General features: G+C 62.2%; 23 protein-coding genes and 1 pseudogene. 17 read left to right on the top strand and 7 right to left on the bottom strand.

Features of this window, described 5'->3' with window-relative positions; all coding sequences use genetic code 11:
• Nucleotides 1-43: 43 nt before the first annotated feature.
• The 5 genes from ABIB36_RS11305 to nrdF all read left to right on the top strand — a co-directional run bounded on the left by ABIB36_RS11305 (nt 44) and on the right by nrdF (nt 5193).
• The gene (locus ABIB36_RS11305; RefSeq protein ID WP_084346926.1) at nt 44-610 is read left to right on the top strand and encodes an NAD(P)H-dependent oxidoreductase; all 567 of its coding nucleotides are present in this window, start codon (nt 44-46) and stop codon (nt 608-610) included.
• 513 nt (nt 611-1123) lie between these two features.
• On the top strand, nt 1124-1357 hold the full coding sequence (gene nrdH / locus ABIB36_RS11300) for a glutaredoxin-like protein NrdH (RefSeq protein WP_084346927.1): 234 nt from the start codon (nt 1124-1126) through the stop codon (nt 1355-1357).
• A gap of 74 nt (nt 1358-1431) precedes the next feature.
• Nucleotides 1432-1860 (top strand): class Ib ribonucleoside-diphosphate reductase assembly flavoprotein NrdI, encoded by a 429-nt coding sequence (gene nrdI, locus ABIB36_RS11295; RefSeq protein WP_084346965.1) that lies wholly within the window; start codon nt 1432-1434, stop codon nt 1858-1860.
• Between the two features lie 53 nt (nt 1861-1913).
• A complete protein-coding gene (gene nrdE / locus ABIB36_RS11290) occupies nt 1914-4079 on the top strand; it encodes a class 1b ribonucleoside-diphosphate reductase subunit alpha (protein ID WP_084346928.1) in 2166 nt (721 codons plus the stop codon).
• Between the two features lie 151 nt (nt 4080-4230).
• A complete protein-coding gene (nrdF, locus tag ABIB36_RS11285) occupies nt 4231-5193 on the top strand; it encodes a class 1b ribonucleoside-diphosphate reductase subunit beta (RefSeq protein ID WP_084346929.1) in 963 nt (320 codons plus the stop codon).
• 62 nt (nt 5194-5255) lie between these two features.
• Here the strand turns inward: nrdF and ABIB36_RS11280 are convergent, their stop codons facing one another.
• A complete protein-coding gene (locus ABIB36_RS11280; RefSeq protein ID WP_084346930.1) occupies nt 5256-5729 on the bottom strand; it encodes an NUDIX hydrolase in 474 nt (157 codons plus the stop codon).
• Nucleotide 5730: 1 nt separating this feature from the next.
• The gene (locus tag ABIB36_RS11275) at nt 5731-6786 is read right to left on the bottom strand and encodes an ABC transporter substrate-binding protein (RefSeq protein ID WP_256895614.1); all 1056 of its coding nucleotides are present in this window, start codon (nt 6784-6786) and stop codon (nt 5731-5733) included.
• A 268-nt stretch (nt 6787-7054) separates the two neighbouring features.
• Between ABIB36_RS11275 and ctaD the strand changes: the two genes are divergently transcribed.
• The 4 genes and pseudogenes from ctaD to yczE all read left to right on the top strand — a co-directional run.
• Entirely contained in the window at nt 7055-8845 is a 1791-nt protein-coding gene (gene ctaD / locus ABIB36_RS11270; RefSeq protein WP_354559426.1) for an aa3-type cytochrome oxidase subunit I, read from the top strand.
• 126 nt (nt 8846-8971) lie between these two features.
• Nucleotides 8972-10198: a phosphoserine phosphatase SerB gene (gene serB / locus ABIB36_RS11265; protein WP_084348921.1), complete on the top strand. Its 1227-nt coding sequence runs from the start codon at nt 8972-8974 to the stop codon at nt 10196-10198.
• Nucleotides 10195-10971: a peptidyl-tRNA hydrolase gene (locus ABIB36_RS11260; protein ID WP_084348512.1), complete on the top strand. Its 777-nt coding sequence runs from the start codon at nt 10195-10197 to the stop codon at nt 10969-10971. The genes serB and ABIB36_RS11260 overlap by 4 nt, the downstream gene beginning before the upstream one ends.
• Before the next feature lie 70 nt (nt 10972-11041).
• Nucleotides 11042-11650, top strand: a pseudogene (gene yczE / locus ABIB36_RS11255) (membrane protein YczE); the annotation flags it as partial.
• Here yczE and glgX read toward each other — a convergent pair.
• On the bottom strand, nt 11641-13779 hold the full coding sequence (gene glgX / locus ABIB36_RS11250; protein ID WP_354559429.1) for a glycogen debranching protein GlgX: 2139 nt from the start codon (nt 13777-13779) through the stop codon (nt 11641-11643). The pseudogene yczE and the gene glgX sit on opposite strands and share 10 nt — an antisense overlap.
• 51 nt (nt 13780-13830) lie before the next feature.
• Between glgX and ABIB36_RS11245 the strand changes: the two genes are divergently transcribed.
• The 5 genes from ABIB36_RS11245 to ABIB36_RS11225 are packed head-to-tail and all read left to right on the top strand — an operon-like array spanning nt 13831 to nt 18664.
• Entirely contained in the window at nt 13831-14652 is an 822-nt protein-coding gene (locus ABIB36_RS11245) for an ABC transporter ATP-binding protein (protein ID WP_354559431.1), read from the top strand.
• A 35-nt stretch (nt 14653-14687) separates the two neighbouring features.
• The gene (locus ABIB36_RS11240) at nt 14688-15509 is read left to right on the top strand and encodes an NUDIX hydrolase (RefSeq protein WP_179142397.1); all 822 of its coding nucleotides are present in this window, start codon (nt 14688-14690) and stop codon (nt 15507-15509) included.
• Between the two features lie 60 nt (nt 15510-15569).
• Nucleotides 15570-16349, top strand: a complete 780-nt coding sequence (locus ABIB36_RS11235; protein WP_084348515.1) for an enoyl-CoA hydratase/isomerase family protein — start codon at nt 15570-15572, stop codon at nt 16347-16349.
• A gap of 55 nt (nt 16350-16404) precedes the next feature.
• On the top strand, nt 16405-17451 hold the full coding sequence (locus tag ABIB36_RS11230) for a class I SAM-dependent methyltransferase (protein WP_084348516.1): 1047 nt from the start codon (nt 16405-16407) through the stop codon (nt 17449-17451).
• A 25-nt stretch (nt 17452-17476) separates the two neighbouring features.
• Nucleotides 17477-18664, top strand: coding sequence for a THUMP-like domain-containing protein (locus ABIB36_RS11225; protein WP_084348517.1), 1188 nt, complete (start codon nt 17477-17479; stop codon nt 18662-18664).
• On the opposite strand, the gene ABIB36_RS11220 is transcribed toward ABIB36_RS11225, so the two are convergent.
• Nucleotides 18648-19958 (bottom strand): outer membrane protein assembly factor BamB family protein, encoded by a 1311-nt coding sequence (locus ABIB36_RS11220; protein WP_354559435.1) that lies wholly within the window; start codon nt 19956-19958, stop codon nt 18648-18650. The two genes, ABIB36_RS11225 and ABIB36_RS11220, sit on opposite strands and share 17 nt — an antisense overlap.
• A gap of 32 nt (nt 19959-19990) precedes the next feature.
• Here ABIB36_RS11220 and ABIB36_RS11215 point away from each other — a divergent pair, with 32 nt between their 5' ends.
• Together ABIB36_RS11215 and ABIB36_RS11210 are read left to right on the top strand one after the other, a co-directional pair.
• Entirely contained in the window at nt 19991-20170 is a 180-nt protein-coding gene (locus ABIB36_RS11215; protein WP_084348518.1) for a hypothetical protein, read from the top strand.
• A gap of 6 nt (nt 20171-20176) precedes the next feature.
• Complete coding sequence (locus ABIB36_RS11210; RefSeq protein WP_084348519.1) at nt 20177-20953, top strand: acyltransferase; 777 nt, start codon at nt 20177-20179, stop codon at nt 20951-20953.
• Here the strand turns inward: ABIB36_RS11210 and ABIB36_RS11205 are convergent.
• Genes ABIB36_RS11205 through ABIB36_RS11195 form a run of 3 tightly spaced genes read right to left on the bottom strand, consistent with a single transcriptional unit; the run spans nt 20936 to nt 24533 of the window.
• Nucleotides 20936-22183 (bottom strand): glycosyltransferase family 4 protein, encoded by a 1248-nt coding sequence (locus tag ABIB36_RS11205; RefSeq protein ID WP_354559437.1) that lies wholly within the window; start codon nt 22181-22183, stop codon nt 20936-20938. The genes ABIB36_RS11210 and ABIB36_RS11205 overlap by 18 nt on opposite strands.
• A gap of 47 nt (nt 22184-22230) precedes the next feature.
• Complete coding sequence (locus ABIB36_RS11200; RefSeq protein ID WP_354559439.1) at nt 22231-23730, bottom strand: 1,4-alpha-glucan branching protein domain-containing protein; 1500 nt, start codon at nt 23728-23730, stop codon at nt 22231-22233.
• 11 nt (nt 23731-23741) lie between these two features.
• Complete coding sequence (locus ABIB36_RS11195) at nt 23742-24533, bottom strand: class I SAM-dependent methyltransferase (protein WP_143542239.1); 792 nt, start codon at nt 24531-24533, stop codon at nt 23742-23744.
• Nucleotides 24534-24815: 282 nt separating this feature from the next.
• Here ABIB36_RS11195 and ABIB36_RS11190 point away from each other — a divergent pair, with 282 nt between their 5' ends.
• The gene (locus ABIB36_RS11190; RefSeq protein WP_084348522.1) at nt 24816-25616 is read left to right on the top strand and encodes an electron transfer flavoprotein subunit beta/FixA family protein; all 801 of its coding nucleotides are present in this window, start codon (nt 24816-24818) and stop codon (nt 25614-25616) included.
• Nucleotides 25617-25654 lie beyond the last annotated feature (38 nt).

Below are 25654 nucleotides of genomic sequence, written 5' to 3'. Positions count from 1 at the left end.
ATGCACTTACACCCGCAGTCCAACTTCCGAAGGAATTTCTTTCATGTCGCAAGCGCACTTACTCGTTCTCGTCGGCAGTCTTCGCGTCGACTCCGTGAACAAGCAGATTGCAGAGACCGCCGCCGCGCTCGTGCCCGAGGGTGCCGACGCGCTCGTGTACGAAGGACTTGCGGATGTGCCGTTCTACAACGAGGACCTCGACGTCGAGGGCAAGGTGCCTGCGGCTGCACTGAGTCTGCGTGCAGCAGCCGAGGGGGCCACCGCGTTTCTCCTCGTCACTCCTGAGTACAACGGCACCATTCCCGCGGTCTTGAAAAACGCCATCGATTGGCTGTCTCGTCCGTATGGGGTGGGTGCCGTACAAGGAAAGCCGGTTGCTGTCATTTCCGCCTCGCCGAGCGGTAACGGAGCCAAGTGGGCTCATGACGACACCCGTAAGTCGGTCGGCATCGCGGGCGGAAAGGTTCTCGAGGACGTCGTGCTCACCATCGGCGGCACCATGGACAAGTTCGGTTCCGCGCATCCCCGTGAAAACGCAGAGGTGTCGGCACAGATTTCCGCTGTGGTGGCCGAGTTGGTCAAGGCATCGCACGAGCTCGTCGACGCCTGATTCGAAGCGCGCCGATCCCGGAGCGAACTGCTCGGTGGAGGCGTCGTGGCCGAGCCCCCGAATGTTGTGTTCGGGGGCTCTCTGCTGCCTACGGGTCGCAGATTTCACCCTTCAGGTGCAGCGTGTCGACTTGCGGTTGCATGGACGGCTCATTGGCGGCTGCGCGGCGTATGCGCACCAGGAAAAGTTGTGATGCACGACACGCCGAAGGGCCTCGACTTTTGGTCCATCTCGAGAGCGTGACCAGCGAATGTCATGCATGTTGTTCGCAACATCTCGTGTTCTAGCTATAAGTCGGACACTAGGTGTAGTGTCTGAACAACCGAGAGGCCACAACGCTCCCCGCCAAGAAAACCGGTACGGAGCCCGTGAAATCCCGCTCGGAACTGCTCGAATCCGGGTTCGTATCCGGAATCGACACACAGACGAAAAAGAAGTCCGAAAAGCTATTCCGCAGTGCATCACGAGCATCTCGGTGAACTCCGCGATGCTGGACAGTGAGAAGGGAACCCCATGAGCGTCACCGTCTACACCAAGCCCGCTTGCGTTCAGTGCAATGCCACCTACCGCGCCCTCGACAAAGAGGGTATCGAGTACTCGATCATCGATATTTCACAGGACACCGAGGCCCGTGACTACATCATGGCGCTCGGCTACCTGCAGGCGCCGGTCGTCGTTGCCGGCGACACTCATTGGTCGGGATTTCGCCCCGATCGCATCAAGTCGCTCACCGCAAGCGTTGCTTGAACAGAAGACGGAGATGAGCAGGTGTGACGTTCACCGGTCTCGATTCGGCTCGGCTTCCTGCCTCGACGCACCCACTGGTGTACTTCTCCAGTGCGTCGGAGAACACTCATAGATTCGTCACCAAGTTGGATCTTCCGTCGAGTCGGATACCGATTCACCGGCCGGACGAATTTCGGGTGGATCAGCCGTACGTTCTGATCGTCCCGACCTACGGCGGTGGCACCACATTTGCCGGCCGTGACACCAACTACGTTCCCAAGCAAGTGATCAAGTTTCTCAACGACAAGCACAACCGGTCCTTGATCAGAGCAGTCATCGCAGCTGGTAATACCAACTTCGGTGACTCGTTCTGTTTTGCGGGCGATGTCATCTCACAGAAGTGCGCTGTTCCTTACCTTTATCGCTTCGAACTGATGGGGACCCCCGAAGACGTAGTTCGTGTTCGGGACGGTCTCGGCGATTTCTGGGAGCGGGAGTCGCGACGAGCGGCGCACACCTACTGACATCAGTACGAGTTCAGCAGTACAAGACGCACGAAGAAAGTGGAGCACCCGCCGTGGCACCGACAATCACCGATACAGCACCCGCCCAGACAACCGTCCGCGCGGATGGTGATCTGGACTATCACGCGCTGAACGCGATGCTGAATCTGTATGGCCCCAATGGGGAGATTCAGTTCGAGAAGGACCGCGAAGCGGCCAACCAATATTTCCTGCAGCACGTCAACCAGAACACCGTGTTCTTTCACGATCTGGATGAAAAGCTGGACTATTTGGTCGAGGAAAACTATTACGAGGCAGAGGTTCTCGATCAGTACTCCCGCGAGTTCGTCAAGTTCCTCATCAACCACGCCTACTCGAAGAAGTTCCGCTTCCCGACGTTCCTGGGTGCATTCAAGTACTACACCTCGTACACGCTGAAGACGTTCGACGGCAAGCGCTACCTGGAGCGGTTCGAAGATCGCGTCTGCATGGTTGCCCTGACTCTCGGTGCAGGTGACGAAGCCCTTGCCACCGATCTGGTCGACGAAATCATCGCAGGCCGTTTCCAGCCCGCGACTCCCACTTTTCTCAACTCCGGTAAGAAGCAGCGCGGCGAGCCGGTTTCGTGCTTCCTGCTGCGCATCGAAGACAACATGGAATCGATCGGTCGATCGATCAACTCCGCACTGCAGCTGTCCAAGCGCGGCGGTGGAGTTGCGCTGCTGCTCAGTAATATTCGTGAAGCCGGCGCGCCGATCAAGCGAATCGAGAATCAGTCCTCGGGTGTCATTCCGATCATGAAGCTGCTCGAGGACTCCTTCTCCTACGCGAACCAGCTCGGTGCGCGTCAAGGTGCAGGCGCTGTGTACCTGCATGCGCACCATCCCGACGTCTACAAGTTCCTCGATACCAAGCGCGAGAATGCGGACGAGAAGATTCGTATAAAGACGCTCTCACTCGGAATCGTCATCCCGGACATCACGTTCGAATTGGCGAAGAAGAACGAAGACATGTATCTCTTCTCGCCGTACGACGTCGAGCGGATCTACGGGGTGCCGTTCGCGGACATCAACGTCAGTGAGACGTACTACGAGATGGTCGACGACAAGCGGATCCGCAAGACGAAGATCAAGGCACGCGAGTTCTTCCAGACGCTCGCCGAGCTGCAGTTCGAATCCGGATACCCGTACATCATGTTCGAGGACACCGTGAATCGGGCCAACCCGGTGAAGGGCAAGATCACTCACTCGAACCTGTGCTCGGAAATCCTGCAGGTCTCGACCCCGTCGACATTCAACGACGATTTGTCGTACAGCCACGTCGGCAAAGATATTTCCTGCAACCTCGGCTCGCTGAACATCGCCAAGACAATGGATTCGCCAGATTTCGGCAAAACCATCGCAGTGGCAATCCGCGGGCTCACGGCCGTGTCCGATCAGACTCACATCTTCTCGGTTCCGTCGATCGAGCAGGGGAACAACGACTCTCACGCAATCGGCCTCGGCCAGATGAACCTGCATGGATATTTGGCGCGCGAGCGGATTCACTACGGATCCACCGAGGGCATCGACTTCACGAACATTTACTTCTACACCGTGGTATTTCATGCCATCCAGGCGTCCAACCAACTCTCGATCGCGCGCGGTGAATACTTCAAGGGTTTCCCGGACTCCAAGTACGCATCGGGTGAATTCTTCGACAAGTACACCGACGAGGTCTGGGAGCCTGCCACGTCCCGCGTCGCCGCGTTGTTCGCCGACGCCGGTGTGCACATTCCGACGCAGGCCGACTGGTCCGCGCTGAAGGCGTCGGTGCAAGAACACGGCATCTACAACCAGAACCTGCAGGCAGTACCGCCGACGGGATCGATCTCCTACATCAACAACTCGACCTCCTCGATCCACCCGGTTGCCTCGAAGATCGAGATCCGCAAGGAAGGCAAGATCGGTCGCGTCTATTACCCGGCGCCGTACCTGAACAACGACAACCTGGAGTTCTATCAGGATGCGTACGAGATCGGGTACGAGAAGATCATCGACACCTACGCTGCGGCAACGCAACACGTCGATCAGGGGTTGTCCTTGACGTTGTTCTTCAAGGACACGGCCTCGACCCGCGACATCAACAAGGCGCAGATCTACGCATGGCGTAAGGGAATCAAGACTCTGTACTACATCCGCCTTCGTCAGATGGCGTTGGAAGGCACCGAGGTTGAAGGTTGCGTGTCCTGCATGCTGTGAAGCTTTCGTTGTCGTAGACCTTGTGTGTACCTGTCGGATACGCACAAGGTCTACCGCGCACATCTTGTGCTGAGGTTCAACTCTCGCCACAACAGGTAGTGTTCAGGTAGGCCAATATTGGCAGTGTTACACCGGTAGTGAAGGAAGCATCGTGAAACTCATCGATCGTGTCTCGGCCATCAACTGGAATCGCGTCCAGGATGACAAGGACTCGGAGGTGTGGGAGCGCCTGACCAGTAATTTCTGGCTGCCGGAGAAGGTGCCGGTTTCGAACGACATTCCGTCGTGGGCGACGCTGAATGCAGTCGAGAAGCAGTTGACGATGCGGGTGTTCACCGGGCTCACTCTGCTGGACACGATCCAGGGGACAGTCGGAGCGGTCAGCCTCATTCCCGACGCGATCACCCCGCACGAAGAAGCTGTCTACACGAACATCGCGTTCATGGAGTCGGTGCATGCGAAGAGCTACAGCTCGATCTTCTCCACACTGAGTTCCACGCGAGATATCGACGACGCGTTCCGGTGGTCCGAAGAGAACGTCAACCTGCAACGTAAGGCCGAGATCGTCCTGAAGTTCTATCACGGTGACGATCCACTCAAGCGAAAGGTCGCGTCGACCCTGCTCGAGTCTTTCCTGTTCTACTCGGGCTTCTACCTGCCGATGTACTGGTCTTCACGAGCCAAGCTCACCAACACCGCCGACCTGATCCGGTTGATCATCCGTGACGAAGCTGTGCACGGCTACTACATCGGATACAAGTATCAGCGGGGTCTGGAGAAGGTCACCGAAGCCGAGCGCGAAGAACTCAAGAACTACACGTTCGAGCTGCTGTTCGAACTGTACGACAACGAGGTCGAGTACACCCAGGATCTCTACGACGAGATCGGGCTCACCGAGGACGTCAAGAAGTTCCTGCGATACAACGCGAACAAGGCACTGAACAACCTGGGATACGAAGGGTTGTTCCCGAAGGACGAAACCGACGTGAACCCAGCCATCTTGTCGGCGCTCTCACCCAACGCCGATGAGAATCACGACTTCTTCTCGGGCTCGGGCTCGTCGTATGTCATCGGTAAGGCAGTCAACACCGAAGACGACGACTGGGACTTCTGACCTAGGGACGGTGTGGTGTGTTCGGCAACCGGACGGTAGCCGAACACACCACACCGGGTGCATCAAGTACGAAACCAGGCCTCCACCGAGTCGTCGAGTGCTTTGTCGATTCGCAAACGTGAAGTCTCCGAGAGGGTTTCCGGTAGCGCGTCGGACGCGAACCATTCCACTGCCAAATTTTCGTCGTCGGCGACGTACGCTTCCCCTCCAGTGCGGCGGGCTAGGAAAGTGAGATCGAGGTACTGCGCTTGGTCGCCGTTCGGGTAAGTGATCGGCCCGGTGACGTCGACGCTCGTCAACCGAATCAGTTCCGCATCGATCCCGGTCTCCTCGGTGATCTCGCGTAGTGCCGCGGGTCCGGGTTCTTCGCCGGGTTCGAGAATGCCCGACACCACTGCCCAGAGGCCGTTGTCGCGTCGCCTCGTGAGGAGTATCCGGTCGTTTTCGTCCAGGACGACTGCGCTGACGCCGGAGAGCCAGAGCGGGGCCGTACCCACTCGTCGCCGGAGCGAGAGGACGAACTCGGGTACCGGCACCTCAGGAAGCGTATGCGTTGAGGGAGTTCTGCACGTCCGCAAGAATCGCCCGCGCCGCGACGATGCCGCTCCCGGACCACACTGTGTCGTCTACGGCGAACACGCGGCCGTCCTTCACCGATCCGAGCTCGAGCCACGGATCGCTGCGCAGGACCTCGGTTCCGAACGATTCGCCCTCTTCGCCGTCGAAGCGCACGTAGACGATGTCGCCTTCTGCCGCGAGCAGATCGTCGGGCGCGACGGTGACTTCACCATCGCGTTGGGCGGGTGGGCGCTGAACGCCGATCTCCGCGAGCACCTGGCCGGCGAAGGACGTCGTGGAATCGGTGACGATGGAATCGGGAAGGAAACGCACGACGGAGGCTTGGGTCTGGGTGGCATCGATGTCGCGGCCGGCCCGCTGAGCGTCGGCACTGAATCGAGCGAGTTCGTCGAATCCGGTCCGACCACGTCCGAGGGCAGCAGCCGATTGCAAGAACGTGCCCTTCCAACCATCATCGGAGCTCGTGAAGACGGTGGGTGCGATATCGCTGAGAGCCGCGTAAGTATCCCGGCCCAGTGAATCGGACCCGATGATGAGGTCGGGGGCGAGAGTGGCGACCGCGTCGATGTTCGGAGCGCCGAGAGTTCCGACGCTCGGAACTCTCGCGATGCCCGGTCCTAGATACAGCTCTTGGTCACCGTCTCCACGAAAGTCGGGGTCGAGCGTCGACGCGCCGACGACTCGTTCCCAGACGCCCACCGCGCAGGTGGCATCGAGCGAGGCTGCGTCGAGCACCACGATGCGCATGGGGTCGGCCGGAACGTTGCTTATTCCTTCGCTGTGGCCGACCGGTCGTACCGATCCTTCTATGCCGGTCGGATCGAGCGGAGCAGGCTCGGGGCATAGACCAGCAGTCTTGCGGTCGTTGCCGACCACACCAGCTCCGGCGATATTGGTCGTGCTCCGGACAATGGTCGACGCGTCGTCCGAGGACGAGGGGGGAGTGGAGCACCCGGCTGTGAACAGGGCGACGCCGATGGCCAGAATCAGCCCGGCGCGCGGAGTCGAAGTCACGGTCGACAGGCCTGAGGTAGTGGACAACTCGTGCGTTTCCTAACGGGAGTGGGATGCGCTCACACCTTATCGGTCCGCAGCCGTCGGCCCCTTCACATGGTTGTGTGCGCGTGGATTGGTTTCGTTGTTCGGAGGTTCGTACAATCGAATACGACACACGGTAGGACCGGTTCGGCGCTGCTCTGTGGGACGGTCTACGATTCGTGGAGCGCAAGACACCAGGACGTCGCCTCGTGGTTCGAGGTACGACGCGCATTCAGGAGGATCAGTGACTGCCCTAGCGCCTAGGCCCACTCCCGCTGTGGAAGCGGTGAGGCCTTTTCCGCCGCGGATGGGACCCAAGGGTTCATTCGTTCACAAGGCGGTGACGACGACAGATCCCAAGGTGTTGGGGATCATGTACATCGTGACATCGATTGCGTTTTTCCTTGTCGGTGGCTTGATGGCGTTGCTCATGCGCGCCGAGCTGGCGGTACCGGGGATGCAGTTCCTGTCGAACGAGCAGTACAACCAGCTGTTCACCATGCACGGCACGATCATGCTGTTGCTCTACGCGACACCGGTCGTGTTCGGCTTCGCCAACTACATTCTGCCGCTGCAGATCGGTGCGCCGGACGTGGCGTTCCCGCGGTTGAATGCTTTCTCGTATTGGCTCTACCTGTTCGGTGCGTTGGTCGCCTCGGCAGGATTCATCACCCCCGGTGGTGCTGCTGACTTCGGTTGGACCGCATACACCCCGCTCTCGAGTGCATTGCATTCGCCGGGTGTCGGTGCAGACCTGTGGATCATGGGTCTCGCGATCGCTGGTCTCGGCACCATTCTCGGTGCTGTGAACATGATCACGACGGTCATCTGCTTGCGGGCGCCAGGTATGACGATGTTCCGGATGCCCATTTTCACGTGGAACATCTTGGTCACCAGCATTCTGATTCTTCTTGCTTTCCCGTTGTTGACGGCGGCACTGTTGGGATTGGCAGCCGATCGACATCTCGGTGCGCATCTGTTCGACCCGGCGACCGGTGGAGTGTTGTTGTGGCAGCACTTGTTCTGGTTCTTCGGCCACCCCGAGGTGTACATCATCGCGTTGCCGTTCTTCGGGATCGTGTCCGAGGTGTTCCCGGTCTTCTCGCGTAAGCCGATGTTCGGATACACCACCTTGATCTACGCAACGATTGCCATCGCTGCTCTCTCGATCGCGGTGTGGGCCCACCACATGTACGCCACGGGTGCGGTGCTGTTGCCGTTCTTCTCGTTCATGACGTTCTTGATCGCGGTGCCCACCGGTGTGAAGATCTTCAACTGGGTCGGCACGATGTGGCGGGGTCAGGTGACACTGGAAACCCCGATGCTCTTCGCTATAGGTTTCTTGATCACCTTCCTCTTCGGCGGTCTCTCCGGTGTTCTGCTCGCCAGCCCGCCGATCGACTTCCACGTCACCGACACCTATTTCGTAGTGGCGCACTTCCACTACGTGGTTTTCGGCACGGTGGTGTTCGCAACGTTCTCGGGCATCTACTTCTGGTTCCCGAAGATGACCGGCCGGATGATGGACGAGACGCTGGGCAAGTGGCACTTCTGGCTCACGTTCCTCGGCTTCCATGGCACTTTCCTGGTCCAGCACTGGCTCGGTAACGAGGGCATGCCGCGTCGCTACGCCGACTACCTGGCCTCCGATGGATTCACCACGCTGAACATCATCTCCACCATCGGTGCGTTCGTGCTCGGTGCTTCGACACTGCCGTTCGTATGGAACGTCTTCAAGTCCTATCGCTACGGCGAGGTGGTCACCGTGGACGATCCTTGGGGCTACGGCAACTCGCTGGAATGGGCCACATCATGCCCACCGCCGCGGCACAACTTCACGGAACTTCCGCGAATCCGTTCCGAGCGTCCGGCGTTCGAACTCCACTACCCGCACATGGTGGATCGGTTGCGTGCCGAGGCTCATGTCGGCCCGGGCAATCACGGTGGACAGACCACCGAGGTTCTCGAGCAGGCGCGTCGAGCTCCTCTCGCTACCAGCGACCACGAGCACTCAGGCGACACGGATCCCAAGTAAGTACCCGATCGATCTGAAGAGCCCCTCCCGGTATCCGGGTGGGGCTCTTCGCTTGCAACAATCATCGGGCAGACCAATCAAACTTTCGGCTCCTCTGCAGAGCGGGGTCGTGTGAAGGGAGAATCGGTGGCGTCATCGGACACCGCTGTACTCGTGACGGTGACAGGCCCGGACAAGCCGGGTGTCACCTCGGTCCTGTTCGCTGCGCTCTCACGGCACGACGTCAGCCTCCTCGACGTCGAGCAGGTCGTCATCCGTGGACGGCTCACGCTGGGCGTGTTGTTGACCTGCCCGAACGATCCCGAGGACCTGCAGGAAGAACTCGAAGAAGCCATGTCGACGGTGGGTGTTCACGTCGATGTCGAGATCGACGCGGACCCTGTCGGCAAGCACTCGTTGGCGACCCACGTGGTGGTCGTTCTAGGTCGCCCCGTCACAGCGCGGGCGTTCAGCACAATTTCTCGTGAACTGGCACGCCAAGGCGCCAACATCGACTCGATCCGTGGCATCGCCGACTACCCGGTCACGGGACTGGAACTCCAGGTGACGGCGACCGACACGACTCCCGATGCAGACCGCCGACTTCGGACCGGTCTGTCCGAGATCGCTGCCGGAGTCGGATGCGACGTCGCGGTGGAACGCAGCGGGATTTCTCGGCGGTCCAAACGCCTCATCGTCTTCGACGTCGACTCCACCCTCGTGCAGGGGGAGGTCATCGAAATGCTGGCGGCGAAGGCCGGCCGTGAAGAGGAGGTCCGCGCCGTCACCGAAGCAGCAATGCGTGGCGAGATCGACTTCGCGGAGTCCCTCACTCAGCGGGTGGAGGCCCTGGCAGGCCTGGATGCCTCGGTCATCGAGGAGGTAGGAGACGCGCTCGAGTTGACCCCGGGCGCTCGGACCACCATCCGCACCCTGCGCCGACTCGGATATCACTGTGGCGTTGTCTCGGGTGGATTCCGTCAGGTCATCGACGGTCTCGCACATGAACTCGAACTCGATTTCGTCAAAGCCAATACGCTCGAGATAATCGATGGAAAGTTGACCGGTCGGGTGATCGGCGAGGTCATCGACCGGGCCGCGAAGGCGACGGCATTGCGGGATTTTGCCGCGCAATGCGGTGTTCCGATGGAGCAAACGGTAGCTGTCGGTGACGGCGCGAACGACATCGACATGCTCACCGCAGCTGGGTTGGGCGTGGCGTTCAATGCCAAGCCCGCGCTGCGCGAGATCGCCGATACCGCGATCTCGCACCCCTATCTCGATGCGGTGCTCTTCATGCTCGGTGTGACGCGTGGAGAAATCGAGGCTGCGGACGCCATCGACGGTGGCGTGCGGCGCGTCCCGATCCCATGACCGAACCCGTGACCGAACCGGTGGACGCGCCAGTCCCGCCGCGAAGCTCTTTCGCCGAGCGTCACGCTGTGCTGGCCCTCGGATACGGGGGCATTCAAGACCCGCCCGACCCGGCGGATGTTCTCGCGATGCCGATCGTGCTTCATATTTCCAAAGCGGATCCGCCGATGCGCAGCGATCTGTTGGCGGCAGCGGCGATCGCAACGGTGCGGATCTGTCTCGATGAACGCGCCGGTCCGGGCGGCGAATGGGACGAGCAGTTTCGGGCGTGGACTTCGGCACGCATCAGAAAGGTGGCTCGTCGCGCCCGCGGCGCCCAATGGGAAGCCGCTCTCGCAGTCGACGGTGTCACCGCCGAAGTCGGTGCAGCCCAGGCCCGCGCGTTGGTCCCCGGGCGCGTCGGCGATCTCGACTCCCGAATCAAGAAGTTGCAGATCGGCGGGACCGATCTCGAGCACGACGATCCGGGGCCGCCTCGGCCAGCTGTGCCGGTGTTGTGGATCGACCGGTCGTTGGAGATGACGGTGGGAAAGGCCGCTGCACAGGTAGCGCATGCATCGATGTTGTTGGCGGCAGCGATGAGTGTCGAGCAAGCTCAGGCGTGGGCAGGGCAGGGTTTCGAGTGTTCGGTCCGAGACGCCGATCCAAAGCAATGGGCGAAGGCTCGTGCGCTCGTCGATGGAGATGGTGGAGGCGCGGTCGCAGTACGCGATGCAGGCTTCACCGAAGTGGCCCCCGGTTCGATGACCGTCATCGCACTCGCATCACCCTGACACCGGTAGAGGGTCCACTGGCTCGCGACTGGATGTTTGTGCCGCTACCAGTCTGGCGGACACTCGATGGATGTCTTGGATCGTCTCTGTGCTCGCCCGTGCTCGCCTGATCCACCTCGGGCGAAGACTCGTAGCGCTCTACGTGGGTTTGTGTCTGTACGGGTTCTCGATGGCGCTGATGATCACCGCCGGTCTCGGACTCGATCCGTGGGATGTACTACATCAGGGCCTGAGCGTGCACGTGCCACTGAGTTTCGGAGCGATCACCGCAGCGACCGGAGTTGCTGTGTTGCTTGCCTGGATTCCATTGCGGCAGAAGCCAGGACTGGGAACCATCAGCAATGTGGTGGTGATCGCGGTAGCAGTCGACCTGTCGATTCGATGGCTCCCGACATTCGACGCGATCGCCGTCCGAGCGGCCATGATGGCGACCGGCATCGTCGTCAATGCGTTCGCGACGGCCCTGTACATCGGCGCAGGAATGGGCCCCGGTCCACGAGACGGCCTGATGACCGGATTGGTCGCACGAACGGGGCTCTCGGTTCGCCTCGTCCGGACGTGTATCGAGCTGACCGTCGTCGCAACCGGCTGGATGCTCGGAGGAACCGTAGGTATCGGAACCGTGCTGTACGCCTTGGGGATCGGGCCACTCGTTCAACTGTTCATGCACTACCTGCCGTCGCTGCGCAGTACGAGGACCGTCGAACCAGTAAGGGAGATGGCCGATCCGGCGGGCAACGACGTCGTATCGGCGGGAACCCCGGTGGCGGTGGAGGAGTCGAACACGGGAACGAATCTGCTTGCGGCCCAGGAAGGACAGGCCAGTTCGATGTCGGTCGGTCCACCCGAATGCACGATCAACAATGAACTTGCATCCAGGACGGGCTGCCCGTCGGGATCGTAGGACCGAACGTCTGCGCCGTCCACCCATGCTTGCAACGTGCGCACCGAGTCGTCGTTCCACGAGTGCGAGGTCAGCTCGGCGCCATCGGCACCGAACCAGACCAGATCCGGCCTGCCCGATGGAGTGTCACGGCCTGTGAAGAATTCCTGTTGGCGCAGTGATGGAGCGCTGCGCCGGATTCGGAGGAGTCTGGCGACGAAGGCGATCAGGTCGTCGTCGACGTCGGACCAGTCGAGTGCCCACGATTGCGCAGCGGGTGCGTCGGTGGGAACGCAGTAGGCATTGTTGTTGCCGAACTGGGTGTGGCCGAACTCGTCACCTGCGAGGAGCATCGGAGTGCCGGTCGAGAGCATCAGCGTGGCGAGGAGTGCGCGGACATGACGGCCGCGTTCGGCGAGGATGACCGTGTCGTCGGTGGGACCCTCCGTTCCGTGATCGAGAGAGTAGTTGTTGTCGGTCCCGTCGCGATTGTCTTCGCCGTTCGCCTCGTTGTGTTTGGTTGAGTAAGAGACGAGATCGGCAATGGTGAAGCCGTCGTGTGCGGTCACGAAGTTGATCGATGCCCAAGGCTTGCGGGAACCACCGCCGTAGATATCTTCCGAACCTGCCATGCGGGAGGCGAGTTCGCGAACACCGGTGTGGCCGGCCCAGAATCGGCGCACGGTGTCGCGGTATCGATCGTTCCATTCGGACCACAGACTCCCGAAATTGCCGACTTGGTACCCGGCACCGGTCGCGTCCCACGGCTCGGCGATCAGCTTCGTACGCGAGAGAACCGGATCGGTCGTGATCGCGGTCAATAGCGGAGCGCGGGGATCGAATCGCCAGCCTCCTGGCCGGCCGAGGGTGCTGGCAAGGTCGAATCTGAATCCGTCGACGCCCATCTCGGTAACCCAATATCGAAGGCTGTCGCACACCATCCGAACCACGGCAGGGGACGCCGAGTCGAGCGTGTTGCCGCACCCGGTGAGGTCGACGTCGTAGCCACGTCCGTCCAGTAAGTAGTAGCCGGGGGCATCGAGCCCACGCCAGCTGATCGAGGGTCCGTCGACCCCGGACTCGCAGGTGTGGTTGTAGACGACGTCGAGGACGACTTCGATTCCGACGGAATGAAATGCTCGCACCATTGCCTTGAACTCGTCGATCTCGGCTCCCGGTACCGCTGCGAAACGGGGGTCGGGTGCGAAGTAGGCGCCGGTCGAGTAGCCCCAATGGTTGCGCTTGCCGCGGGCGCGTACACCGGGTTCGGTGAGCATCGCCTGAACCGGGAGCAGTTCGATGGTGGTCACACCGAGTCGGGTCAGATGTTCGAGCACAGCGGGTGCGGTCAGTCCGAGATACGTTCCGCGATGTGCGGCGGGAACGGCCGGGTTCGTTGCTGTGTATGAACCGACGTGCATCTCGTAGATCACTGTCCGATCCCAGGGGACGTCCGGAGCAGAACCGGTGTCGACAGTGGATCGGCCGGTGACGACGGAAAGTGGGATCGAGCCCAGGGAATCGATTGTGCTCGGGTGTCCGAACGGATCCTCGTCGTAGGGGAGTAGGGCCTGGGCCGAACCGAGGCTTCCGGTGATCTTGCGGGCGGCGGGATCGATCAGGATCTTGTGCGCATTGAACCGGCGGCCGGTGGAGGGATCCCAGCGCCCGTGCACCCGGTATCCATACCTCTGTCCCGGTCCGACGTCGGGAACGATGCCATGCCAGATCCCGTAGGTGCGGCTGCGCAGTTCGACCCTTCGCTCGGCTCCGTCCGGATCGATCAGGCATACCTCGATGCCGTCCGATTCGGGGGAGTGGACCGCAAATTGCGTACCACCGGCGTGGACGGTTGCACCGAGGGGGAGCGGCGATCCTGGCGGCGGAGTCTCTTCGCGCCAGGCGAGATGAAGGTTGGACGACACGCCTGCAGATCCTGCCGTGAAAGCCCGACGAATGTGGGACAAGATAGACACGTGTCTGAACCGGATCCCGATTTGCTCATCGATTTCAACAATGTTCTCGTCAGGCGGGGCGGGGTAACACTCGTCGGTCCCGTCACCTGGCAGGTAGAACTCGACGAACGCTGGGTCGTACTCGGGCCCAACGGGGCCGGCAAGACCTCGCTGCTGCGCATTGCAGCCGCCGAAGTGCACCCGACCTCGGGAACGGCTCACGTTCTCGGTGAAGTGATCGGCAAGGTCGATGTCGCCGAACTGAAAACTCGAATCGGCCTCTCGTCGTCCGCGTTGGCGCACCGCATACCCCCGGACGAGATCGTGCGCGATCTCGTGGTCTCCGCCGGCTACAGCGTGCTCGGCCGCTGGCGTGAGCGCTACGACGAGATGGACACCGAGCGGGCAGTGGAGATGTTGGAAAGCCTAGGGGCCGAGCATCTGGCCGATCGCACTTACGGAACGCTGTCCGAGGGCGAACGCAAGCGGGTGCTGATCGCGCGAGCGCTGATGACCGATCCGGAACTGCTGCTACTCGACGAGCCTGCTGCTGGGCTCGATCTGGGCGGCCGCGAAGAACTCGTCGCACGGTTGGCGGACCTGGCTGCCGATCCTGACGCTCCGGCAACGGTCCTCATCACCCACCATGTCGAGGAAATACCACCTGGCTTCTCTCACGCACTGCTGCTCAAGGAAGGGGGGGTCGTTGCTCAGGGACTTCTCGATGACGTCATCACCGCGGAGAATCTGACCGAAGCGTTCAGCCAGTCGATTGCGCTCGATCGTGTCGACGGGCGATTCTTCGCTCGTCGAACCCGCACGCCCGGTCAGCATCGCCGCTGAACGCGGCAGACCCGGTGCCGGGTAGGTTCTCGAACATGACATCAACTGGTGTGTCGGTGCCCGAGCAAGTCCCCGTCCGCGACGCGTCGACCGTCATCTTGGTTCGAGATGGTGCGCTCGGTATCGAGGTGTTTCTGCTCGAACGCGTCGGTGGAATGGCGTTCGCCGGCGGTATGACCGTCTTTCCGGGTGGTGGCGTCGACTTGTCCGACGCGGACGCCGACGTGGCGTGGTCCGGCCCCGGGCCGGCGTGGTGGGCGGACAGGTTCGGTGTCGACGAGCGCAAAGCGACAGCGCTCGTGTGCGCCGCAGCTCGCGAAACTTTCGAGGAATGCGGAGTTCTTCTCGCAGGCCCCACGCCGGACTCGACCGTCGCCGATACCAGTTGTTTCGCAGAGGATCGCGGCAAGTTGGAGCGGCGGGAGCAGACCTTCGGCCAGTTTCTCACCCGCAACGGGCTCGTGCTGCGGGCCGATCTGCTGCGGCCGTGGTCGAACTGGATCACTCCGATCGGAGAGAAGCGTCGTTACGACACGAGATTCTTCGTGGCAGTGCTTCCGGACGGTCAGGAGGCAGACGGAGCGACCAGTGAAGCGGCATCGGTGGGATGGCGTTCGTCGACGGCGGCATTGGCGGACTGGCGTCGCGGAGAGACGATCTTGTTGCCCCCGACGTGGAGCCAGCTGTCAGGACTCGAAGGCTTCGACTCGATCGCCGATATTCTCGACTCGTCGCCCGATATTTTGCCGATCCAACCCGATTTGCATCGGGTCGACGGAAAGATTCGGGTCGATTTCCCAGGCCAGGATGGGTACTACGCGGACAGTGCGCATCCGTGGTCGGATAGAAAACTCTAGGTCGGTCGTGGCGCCTACCCCTGAGTTCGCAGACCGCGAGCACAGGTAGCGTGTGTTCCCATGGCTGAGTTCGTAACTTTAGAGGTCGAAGACGGTATCGGAACAATTCGGTTGGCTCGTCCACCCATGAATGCGTTGAATCGGCAGGTCCAGGAGGAACTGCGGGCAGCAGCCCGCGCGGCGACCGTCGATTCTTCGGTCAAGGCGGTCATCGTGTACGGCGGCGAGAAGGTCTTCGCGGCCGGTGCCGACATCAAGGAGATGGCAACGCTCACCTTCGGTCAGATGAGCGACATCGCCGGTGAGCTGCAGTCGGCGATCGGGTCCTTGGCCGACATTCCCAAACCTGTCGTCGCCGCAGTCACCGGATACGCACTCGGTGGCGGACTCGAAGTAGCGCTGAGCGCGGACCGCCGAGTCATCGGAGACAACGTCAAACTGGGTGTGCCGGAAGTGCTGCTCGGCGTCATCCCCGGCGGCGGCGGCACACAGCGTCTCGCTCGCCTGATCGGGCCGAGCAAGGCCAAGGATCTCGTGTTCACGGGCCGTTTCGTCGGTGCGGAGGAAGCACTGCGCATCGGTCTCGTCGACGAGGTCGTGGCCCCGGACGAGGTGTACAACGCGGCGCGAAAGTGGGCTTCCCAATTCGTCGGAGGCGCGTCCAGGGCGTTGGCAGCCGCCAAAGCATCGATCGACCAGGGGCTCGACGCCGACTTGAACACTGGCCTGAAGATCGAGGCCGGCCAGTTCGCATCGCTCTTCGCCACGGCCGATCGCACCATCGGGATGGAATCTTTCATCGCGAACGGACCTGGCAAAGCCGAGTTCACCGGCGAGTGAAAAGATACAAGAAACTAGAACTTGTTCATTTCCTACCGGATAGTAGGCTGCCCTCATGACTGCAAGCCCCCACGACGGCAAAGATTCGTCGACCGGCAGCGCTGACACCAGCCTGCGAGCTGTCCCCGACGCTTCGAGCGACCCGACGCCCAACCCACATGCCACCGCCGAGCAGGTGGAGGCGGCACGGTCCGATACCAAGCTCGCCCAGGTGCTCTACCACGACTGGGAAGCCGAAACGTACGACGACAAATGGTCGATCTCGTACGACGAGCGTTGCATCGACTACGCGCGTGGTCGATTCGATCAGGCTGTCAGTGGGCAAGCAGGCGCCCAGGAAGCGCTGCCGTACGGACGAGCACTCGAACTCGGGTGTGGCACCGGTTTCTTCCTTCTCAACCTCATGCAGGCCGGTGTGGCCGAGAAGGGCTCGGTCACGGACCTGTCGCCCGGAATGGTCAAGGTTGCATTGCGCAACGCAGGCCATTTGAATCTCGACGTAGATGGCCGGGTCGCCGATGCCGAGACGATTCCGTACGAAGACAACACGTTCGATCTGGTCGTAGGACATGCGGTGCTGCACCACATCCCCGACGTCGAGCAGTCTCTTCGTGAGGTGCTGAGAGTGCTCAAGCCCGGTGGGCGTTTCGTGTTCGCCGGTGAACCCACAACCGTCGGCAACTTCTACGCCCGCTGGCTCGGCCGGCTGACGTGGGAGGCGACCACTCGCACGACCAAGCTGCCTTTCCTGAGCAGCTGGCGCAAGCCGCAGGAGGAGCTCGACGAGTCGTCCCGCGCAGCGGCGCTCGAGGCAGTTGTCGATCTGCATACGTTCGATCCAACGGATCTCGAGAACATTGCCGTGTCGGCAGGGGCCGTCCACGTCCAGGCTCGGACCGAAGAATTTGCAGCAGCTCTGCTCGGTTGGCCGGTCCGCACTTTCGAGGCCGCCGTGCCTGCAGACAAGCTCGGATGGAACTGGGCCAAGTTCGCGTTCGGTAGCTGGAAGACGCTGAGCTGGCTCGATGAGAAGGTGCTCACGCACGTCGTTCCGCGTGGATACTTCTACAACGTGATGATTACCGGAGTGAAGTCGGACTGATCCAGCGTTCACCCCGGTACTGCACATGGCTTATCTTTTCGGCGACGCCGACATCGACTATCTCGTCAGCGATGTCGGCGTCGCTGCGCTGGCAGATGTCGACCGCTATGCGTTGACGCCGAAGTCGATGTTGGCCGACATCGGGGCGATCAGGTCGGCGCACTCCGATCATGTCGCAGCTCTCGTGGAAACGGTCACGCTTCGTCGTCGCGCTCGCGTGAAGTTGACCGACGCCGAACGATGGCTGTTGACCGACGATGCCGTTCAACAGGCGACACCGTCACTAGTCGCCGATCGTAGGGCTCGCCGTTTGGCAGGAAGAGCAGTGCACGATGTGACGTGTTCCATCGGCACCGAATTGGCCTCCCTGACCGGTGCAGGCAACGACACTGTGATCGGCAGCGATCTGGATCCGACGCGGCTGCGGATGGCCGCGCACAACGTGCCTGGCGCGGCCCTGCTGCGCGCGGACGCCCTGACCCCGACCACGAGGGGCACGGTGATCCTTGCCGATCCAGGACGCCGTAGCGGTGGGAGACGAACACTCGATCCCGCGGCACTCGAACCTCCGCTCCCGGCGCTTCTCGACGCGTATGGCGGGCGCGATCTGGTCGTCAAATGTGCACCCGGCTTGGATTTCGACCGACTCGACTTCGCCGGTGAGATCGAGGTGACATCACTGGATTCCGGGGTCCGAGAGGCTTGTCTGTGGTCGCCCGGTCTCACACGGCCCGACGTACGTAGACGTGCATCGGTGCTCTCCTCGACGGGATCGTCCTACGAGATCACCGACGCGGAGCCCGATGACATCGAGGTCAAAGCTCCAGGGGCATGGATCGTCGACCCCGACGGCGCGGTCGTCCGCGCAGGTTTGGTGCGACACTATGCGGCCAGACACGGACTGTGGCAACTCGATCCCCGGATTGCGTACCTCACCGGAGACTCGGTGCCGGACGGGGTCAACGGATTTCGCATCCTGGAGCGAATCAAGTACTCGGAGAAGACGCTGCGCCAAGCTTTGACTGCTCAAGGATGTGGAGCTGTCGAGATTCTCGTGCGCGGCGTCGACGTCGACCCGGCCCTGCTGCGTCCCAAACTCAAGCTGCGAGGTGAGACCGCCTTGTCGGTGATCATCACCCGAATCGAGCGTGCGGGAGTCGCGTTCATCTGCGAAGCACGCCGACCGGGCGCGCCGGTCAGGACGCGTAGGTGAAGATCTCGCCCAGGTAGGTCGAGGTGACGACCTCACCGTCCGGTCCGATCGAGGTACCTACGGTGAAACCTGTTGCGTCCGGAAGGATCTGCTCGGAGTTGGTAGTCCCGGATTGAGCATCGAGGTTGGTGAGTGCCAATTCTTCGCCGCGGCGGACTACCGTCTGTACGGTACCGTCCGCGCTCTGGACTGGAATCCCGGCTTGCTGCAGGTCATTTCGCGACCACACGAGAGTGGCGTGGTCTCCGTCGTCCTGTAAGGCTTGCATGCCGCTGTCTCCGCCCGTCGGAACTATCAAGCCGGTGGAGGAGACCGACGGCGATCCCGAAGCGCCGAAGGCTGCGCCCTGCGTCCACTTCACGGTGCCGTCCGAGGTGTTGTAGGCGCCGACTCGGCCGTCGACGTCGGCGATGTACACGGTGGAGCCGTCCTGCGACAGGACCGGGCTCGAGGTCACCCCTGCGGGGAGCAACTCCGAAGACCATCGCTCGGTCAGAGCGGGGGTGGCGTTGGCGTCGTACTGGAGTGAGACCAGCTGTGGCGCAATGGCACCGGGCCGCCACAGGACGAGGTAGATCGAGGACGATTCGAGGTCCACCGCGGGGGCTGCGCCGACGGGGCAGGACGCCGATCCGGTTGCGCAGTCGGCAAGTCCGGAGTCCGGTGGGAGGAAGTTCGTGTTGGGGGATTCGAGGAAATCTGGGGTATCGATCAAGTCGTGGATAGGAACGGTCAACTGTCCCGTCTGTGTGTTCAGAACGTTGACCTGACCCAGCTGTGTCACCGCGAGCACGCTTCCGTCGCCGAGGAATTGGGCGGTGCGCGGGACGCCGTAGACCGGTGTGCGCCAGCGCAACTGACCGTGATCGTTGAAGGAGGAAAAAGCACCGTCTTCGCCGACGTACACGTTCGCTACCGAGTCCACGAGCGGGGTGGACACGGCTACGGAAGGCGCGAGTCGGTTGCACCAGCGCTTGCGACCGGAATCGATATCGAACGAGAAAAGGTTGCACCCAGCGTCGGTGTAGGTCGAGACGAACATCTGACCGCTTGCGGCAATCGAAACCGGCGACACCACAGCGCCACCGAGCGGACGCGACCACGCGAACGACACCGCGGACAAGTCGGTGTGTTCGGTGGTGTTGCTGTTTCGTGCGTCGCCGTGTGCGACGGGCCAACTCCCCGGCGCGAACGCGTCGATGGTCCCGGTCCCGCTCGAGCAGGCACCGACGGTCAAGATGCCGACAATCGCAAGGGTCGCGATTCGCACGCGGTCCGCTCTGCCGCCAAGCACCTTGTGATCTCCTTCGTGTCCGGTCTCTGCTCATGATCTTCGCGGGAGGGGCCGGGGGAGGCGCCGCACTCGTCGGGACAGAGACTATCGCGGCCGAGGTGTCGATCTCGCGTCGCGGCCTCTCTGGCGATCCCGTGGTGTCCGACGTATCGACGGCCGTCGGAAAGCTCGGACGGCCAAGTTGGATTGCGCGAGCACCGAAACTAGGGTGAGGCGTTATGACGAGCATGTGGAACGCACCGCTGCGTACGCGGTGGCGTGGTTCGAGACGACGCGACCCCGACCAGGCACAGTTCCTCACGCTCGACTCACTGCGATGGATCCGCCGAAACAAGGCATACACGCCGTGGTACCTCGTCCGGTACTACCGTCTCGCCCGGTTCAAGATGGCGAACCCGCACGTGATTCTGCGGGGCATGGTGTTCCTCGGTAAGAACGTGGAAATCCACTCGACTCCAGAGCTGTCGCGGCTCGAGATCGGTCGATGGGTCCACATCGGCGATGGCAACGCCATTCGGAGCCACGAGGGATCGCTGCGGATCGGTGACAAAGTGGTCTTCGGCAAGGACAACGTCGTCAACGCCTACCTCGACATCGAGATCGGTGCGTCGACACTGGTCGCGGACTGGTGCTACATCTGCGACTTCGATCATCGGATGGACGACGTCACGATGCCCATCAAGGATCAGGGAATCGTCAAGGGGCCGGTCCGAATCGGCCCGGACACCTGGATCGCGGCCAAGGTGACAGTGCTGCGGGAGACGCGCGTCGGGCGAGGCTGCGTTCTCGGTGCACACGCCGTCGTCAAGGGCGATATACCCGACTACAGCATTGCTGTGGGTGCGCCCGTCAAGGTCGTGCGCAATCGGAAAGTGGACTGGGAAGCGGGTGCGGCCAAGCGTGCCGAGTACATCGCCGCTCTCGAGGACATTGCCCGCAAGAAGGCGCTCACTGCGGCCGAGGCGGCTCGGGACGACTCAACCACGTTCGGGTAGCGCACGCTCGACGATATTCGGCCGTGCAAGCGGGAACCGAACCTTGCGCTTTGCCGAAAGATAGACCTGCGCTGTCGATTCGGCCACGTGTTTCCAGTCGAAATCGACGGTGAGGCGTTCTCGCGCCGCCGAAGCACGTGTCTGGGCTGCATCGGCGTTGTCGAGCACGTTCCGGACGGCGGCCGTCAGCCCGGCGACATCCGCCGGTTCGAACGACAAGCCGGTCTGCCCGTCCACGATCGCCTCGCCCAGCCCACCCGCGGTCGATGCGACCAGCGGTGTGCCTGCTGCCGCAGCCTCGAGCGCGATTATCCCGAAAGGTTCGTATCGGCTCGGGAGCACGATGGCGTCGGCACTGTGGAGGGCACCGAGTAGATCTGCGTGACCGAGGGTGCCGAGGAAAGAGACCGCACGAGCGACGCGGTGGGTCCGTGCCAGCTGTGCCAACCAGGTGAATTGGGTTCCCTCCCCGGCAATGTGCAACGTGGTGCCGGGGTGAGAGCGTCTGATGCGGGGGAGTGCGGCGATGGCATCCTGAATGCCCTTCTCGTACTCGAGTCGACCGACGTAGAGCAGTGTCGCCGGTGTCGACCGCGGCACCCGTAGCCGGAAGTTCCACGCACGAATGTCGATACCGTTCCTGATGACGGTGACCGCGGCGTCTGGAATGTCGAAAAGTCGGGTCACCTCGTCCTTCATGGACGCAGAGCAGGCGATGACGGCGTCGGAGTCGTTGGCGAGCCACCATTCGATCGAGTGCACCTGCCGATTGACAGGACCCGAGATCCAGCCGCTGTGCCGCCCTGCCTCGGTGGCGTGGATGGTGGACACCAGAGGGACGTCGTAGTGCTCGGCGAGGGTGATGGAGGGGTGAGCGACGAGCCAGTCGTGTGCGTGGACGACGTCGGGTTGCCAGCCCTCACCGAGCCCTGGTTTACCCAACGCGATTCCTGCCCGAACCATGGCGTGACCCATCGCCAGCGTCCATGCCAGCATGTCTTCACCGAAGACGAAGTGGGCAGGATCCTCGGCCACCGCGACCACGAGAACGCCGTCCTCGATGTGATGCGAGGTCGGATGTGTGGATGCGTCGGTACCGGTGGGGCGGCGTGAGAGAACGACGACCTCGTGGCCTGCGCGCACGAGTTCAGTGGCGAGATGATGGACGTGTCGACCGAGCCCGCCGACGACGACCGGTGGGTACTCCCACGACACCATCAGAATCTTCACTTCGACGTTCCCCTCCGTACGACCACGTGTGAAAGTGTGCATGTGGCCTACCGACGACCACCGGGTAGGCGCCGGGCATCGAGCGCGGGAAACAGTCCGTCTGCTCGATTCCACTGCGCCGCGAGCCGCATTGCTGCCGCGTCGTGCCCCTGGTTCACCGCGTCGGCGATCTCCCGGAGAGCGTGCGCGTGGACGTGCGCGCGTTCGCGGGCATAACCGGCGGCAGTGTCCTTGCTGACCATGAAGGCCCAGTCGCTGGCTACCGCCATGAGTGTCTCACGCAGCATCTGGTCGTTGATCCGGTTACGCAATTCGGGCTGTCCCGGAATCGATGCGTTGTCGCGAGAGCTGTCGACGATATCGAGTGCGGCTGCCACGACCTCGGCGTTGAGTGCAACCAAGTCTTCGACGGCATCTCCCGCCCAGACCCGCCAGTCCTTGCCCGAGCCCCACGACGAGTCCTCCAGCTCGACCGAGGACCCGACGTAGCCCCTCGATCGGGCATCGTCGAGGGTGCCGACGTCGATGCCGGCTTCGGGTAGTGCTCGCAGAACCCGTTCGAGCCAGACCGGACCCTCGAACCACCAATGGCCGAACAGTTCGGTGTCGAACGCGGCCACCACGAGGGCCGGTCTTCCGGCACGAGCGGTTTCGGCGCGTAGGCGTTGTCGTATCGCATCGACGAAATCCACCACGTGACGATCGATGGCTGCGGATGCGAGCTCCGGGTCGTACGGCGCCTTGTCCGCCGAGTCCACGTTTCGACCCGTCACCCGCGAAGATTTGAGTCCGGTCGCGTGGTCGTAGGTGTGGAAATCGCGATAGGCGCTGTGCCCCGGGTATCCGGATTTGGGCGACCACACCCGATAGCTCACCTGAAGATCCCGCCCGAATGCGACGACGTCGGAGTCTCGGACGGATCGGCCCACTGTCGTGTCGCCGCGCAACGCCGGCCCGTCGACCATGAAGTGGGTGACCCCTGCCGCGTCGTATTCGACTTCCATGCCAGGTGTGTATGCGCACTCCGGTGCCCAGAGCCCGTTCGGTCTCGTGCCCCAGCGTGTCTGCGCATCCGAGAGCCCCTCCTCCAGTGAGAACTGGCGCAGGCGTGGATCCAGCAGCGGAGTGAAGGGGTGGGCGAGTGGACCACCGAGAAGTTCGATGGTGCCCGCATCGACGAGTCGACGAACGACCGCGGAACCGCCGTGACGCCAGTGCGTTTCGAAAGTGTCCAACGCCGATGCGGCAGCGCGATGTTCGCGGATCGCCAGCATCCTATCGGTCGACTCGTGGGCGCGCAGTTGCCAATTGCCGAGCCAGTGGTGCATTCCGGCGAGACTGTGCGGATCGTCGAGTTGCGCAGCGAGCACCGGGGTGATGCCCAAGGACAGCAAGTTGTGACGTCCCTCACCTGCCAGGCGCGTCAGCATCTCGGTCAAGGGCAGATACGACGCGGCCCATGACTGATACAGCCATTCCTCGCCGACGGGCCACCGGCCGTGGTTGGCGAGCCAGGGGAGATGGGAATGAAGTACCAGGGAGAACATCCCGGGTTCTTTCACCCGCTTACCGAACTCATGTGTGCCGAGTCGGGTTTCACCGCGATCGCAACGAGGTCGAGACTGGCGTCGATATCGTCCGGAGTGAGATCGAAATCAGCTGTCGTCACGGCAGCGACGTCCGCAGTCAGTTCCGCAGGCCATGGCTGGCCTGCGAGAGCGCGTTCGATCTGCGCATCGATGAACGAACCGCCGTGCTTGACGTCCAGCGCGCGCAGGCCCGCGCCGTGGTGGACCCCGGTCATCACCTCGACGCCGAAACGAGCATCTTCGAGGAGTTCGGTGAGTTCGGCCGCGTTCAGTTCGCGGGTGTGAAACGGATTGAGCGGCGTGTCGCGGCCGGGGGAGAACGTGATGCGGTTGGGCGTGGAGATCAGCAGCAGGCCGCCGGGAGCCAGCACGCGGAAGCACTCGTCGAGAAACTGCGCTTGGTCCCAGAGATGTTCGATGACCTGAAAGTTGACGACGACGTCGACGGAGGAATCTTCGATGGGCAACTGTGCGAGGTTGCCGCGCAGCATTGCGATTCGGGGATAGCGAGCAGCCACGTGCGCTGCTGCGGATGCGTCGTAGTCCAGCCCGATGACCGTCTTCGCGAGCGCGGCAATCATGTTGGCGCCGTAGCCTTCTCCCGAGCCGGCTTCCAGGACAGTGCGGTCGACGCAGTGGCTCGCCAGGCGCTCGTACACGATTTCGTGTCTACGGAACCAGTAGTTTTCCTCCGCTATGCCGGGGACCGTCCGTTCCCCGGTGAGAGGGAGCGGCTGAGCCGCATCGGTTGCCGGGTTCATCACCGTGGGTGTCGCTGCCGAGGCTGCGTTCGAAGAATCGCTCACCGACGAGAGGTTAGTGCCTACGGGATCGGTTCGGCGGAGAGTGGTCACTTGGTCCGGTGCGGTCGGATGTATGGTCAATCGGGAAACGTCGTAAGTTACCCGCCAGTAACTTGGCATGGGGTAATCTTCGGCAGAGTCGTAAGAACTGCACTGCGGTGCTGCACCGAAGCGGCAACGCATTAACACCGAACGAACATTCGATACAGCGGAACATGACCAGGAGGTCGACGCAGACCCATGACGAACATCGTTGTTTTGATCAAGCAGGTTCCCGACACGTGGTCCGAGCGCAAGCTGACGGACGGCGACTTCACTCTGGATCGTGAAGCAGCCGACGCAGTGCTCGACGAGATCAACGAGCGCGCAGTCGAGGAAGCTTTGCTCATCAAGGAGTCCAAGGGCGGCGAGGTGAAGGTCCTGTCCGCAGGCCCCGACCGCGCGACCGACGCAATCCGCAAAGCACTCTCCATGGGTGTCGATAGCGCTGTCCACCTCAACGACCCGGCCCTCCACGGCTCGGACGCGATCCAGACGGGCTGGGCCCTCGCGGCTGCGCTCGGTCAGATCGAGTTCGAAAACGGTGAGCCGACAGAGCTCATCATCGCGGGCAACGAGGCAACCGACGGTCGTACCGGCGCAGTTCCGGCGATCATCGCCGAGTACCTCGGGATTCCTCAGCTGACGCAGCTCCGCAAGCTGACGATCGACGGTGACACCGTCTCCGGTGAGCGCGAGACCGACGAGGGCATCTTCGGCCTCGAGGCCACCTTGCCTGCGATCGTCAGTGTCACCGAGAAGATCAACGAGCCGAGATTCCCGTCCTTCAAGGGAATCATGGCAGCGAAGAAGAAGACTGTGCAGACGCTCACGCTGGCCGAGATCGGTGTCGATCCCGAGACCGTCGGCGTCGAGAACGCCGGCACCACTGTGACTTCGTCCACTCCGAAGCCTCCCAAGACTGCGGGCGAGCGGGTCACCGACGAGGGCGACGGCGGCGACAAGATCGCGGCGTACCTCGTGGGCCAGAAAATCATCTGAGCACACACCCGAAGCAACGCAGACCACAAGAGGAGAGC

This window comes from Rhodococcus sp. UYP9, from assembly GCF_040547235.1.
Classification (GTDB): domain Bacteria; phylum Actinomycetota; class Actinomycetes; order Mycobacteriales; family Mycobacteriaceae; genus Rhodococcoides.
This window is presented reverse-complemented; position numbering and strand designations above follow the sequence as displayed.

What these genes read in the sequence shown, in the direction of transcription:
- ABIB36_RS11305 (WP_084346926.1), top strand. Translation starts at nt 44, where the DNA reads ATGTCGCAAGCGCACTTACTCGTTCTCGTCGGCAGTCTTCGCGTCGAC.
- nrdH (WP_084346927.1), top strand. Translation starts at nt 1,124, where the DNA reads ATGAGCGTCACCGTCTACACCAAGCCCGCTTGCGTTCAGTGCAATGCC.
- ABIB36_RS11260 (WP_084348512.1), top strand. Translation starts at nt 10,195, where the DNA reads ATGACCGAACCCGTGACCGAACCGGTGGACGCGCCAGTCCCGCCGCGA.
- ABIB36_RS11240 (WP_179142397.1), top strand. Translation starts at nt 14,688, where the DNA reads ATGACATCAACTGGTGTGTCGGTGCCCGAGCAAGTCCCCGTCCGCGAC.
- ABIB36_RS11235 (WP_084348515.1), top strand. Translation starts at nt 15,570, where the DNA reads ATGGCTGAGTTCGTAACTTTAGAGGTCGAAGACGGTATCGGAACAATT.
- ABIB36_RS11230 (WP_084348516.1), top strand. Translation starts at nt 16,405, where the DNA reads ATGACTGCAAGCCCCCACGACGGCAAAGATTCGTCGACCGGCAGCGCT.
- ABIB36_RS11225 (WP_084348517.1), top strand. Translation starts at nt 17,477, where the DNA reads ATGGCTTATCTTTTCGGCGACGCCGACATCGACTATCTCGTCAGCGAT.
- ABIB36_RS11215 (WP_084348518.1), top strand. Translation starts at nt 19,991, where the DNA reads ATGATCTTCGCGGGAGGGGCCGGGGGAGGCGCCGCACTCGTCGGGACA.
- ABIB36_RS11210 (WP_084348519.1), top strand. Translation starts at nt 20,177, where the DNA reads ATGACGAGCATGTGGAACGCACCGCTGCGTACGCGGTGGCGTGGTTCG.
- ABIB36_RS11200 (WP_354559439.1), bottom strand. Translation starts at nt 23,730, where the DNA reads ATGTTCTCCCTGGTACTTCATTCCCATCTCCCCTGGCTCGCCAACCAC.
- ABIB36_RS11195 (WP_143542239.1), bottom strand. Translation starts at nt 24,533, where the DNA reads ATGAACCCGGCAACCGATGCGGCTCAGCCGCTCCCTCTCACCGGGGAA.
- ABIB36_RS11190 (WP_084348522.1), top strand. Translation starts at nt 24,816, where the DNA reads ATGACGAACATCGTTGTTTTGATCAAGCAGGTTCCCGACACGTGGTCC.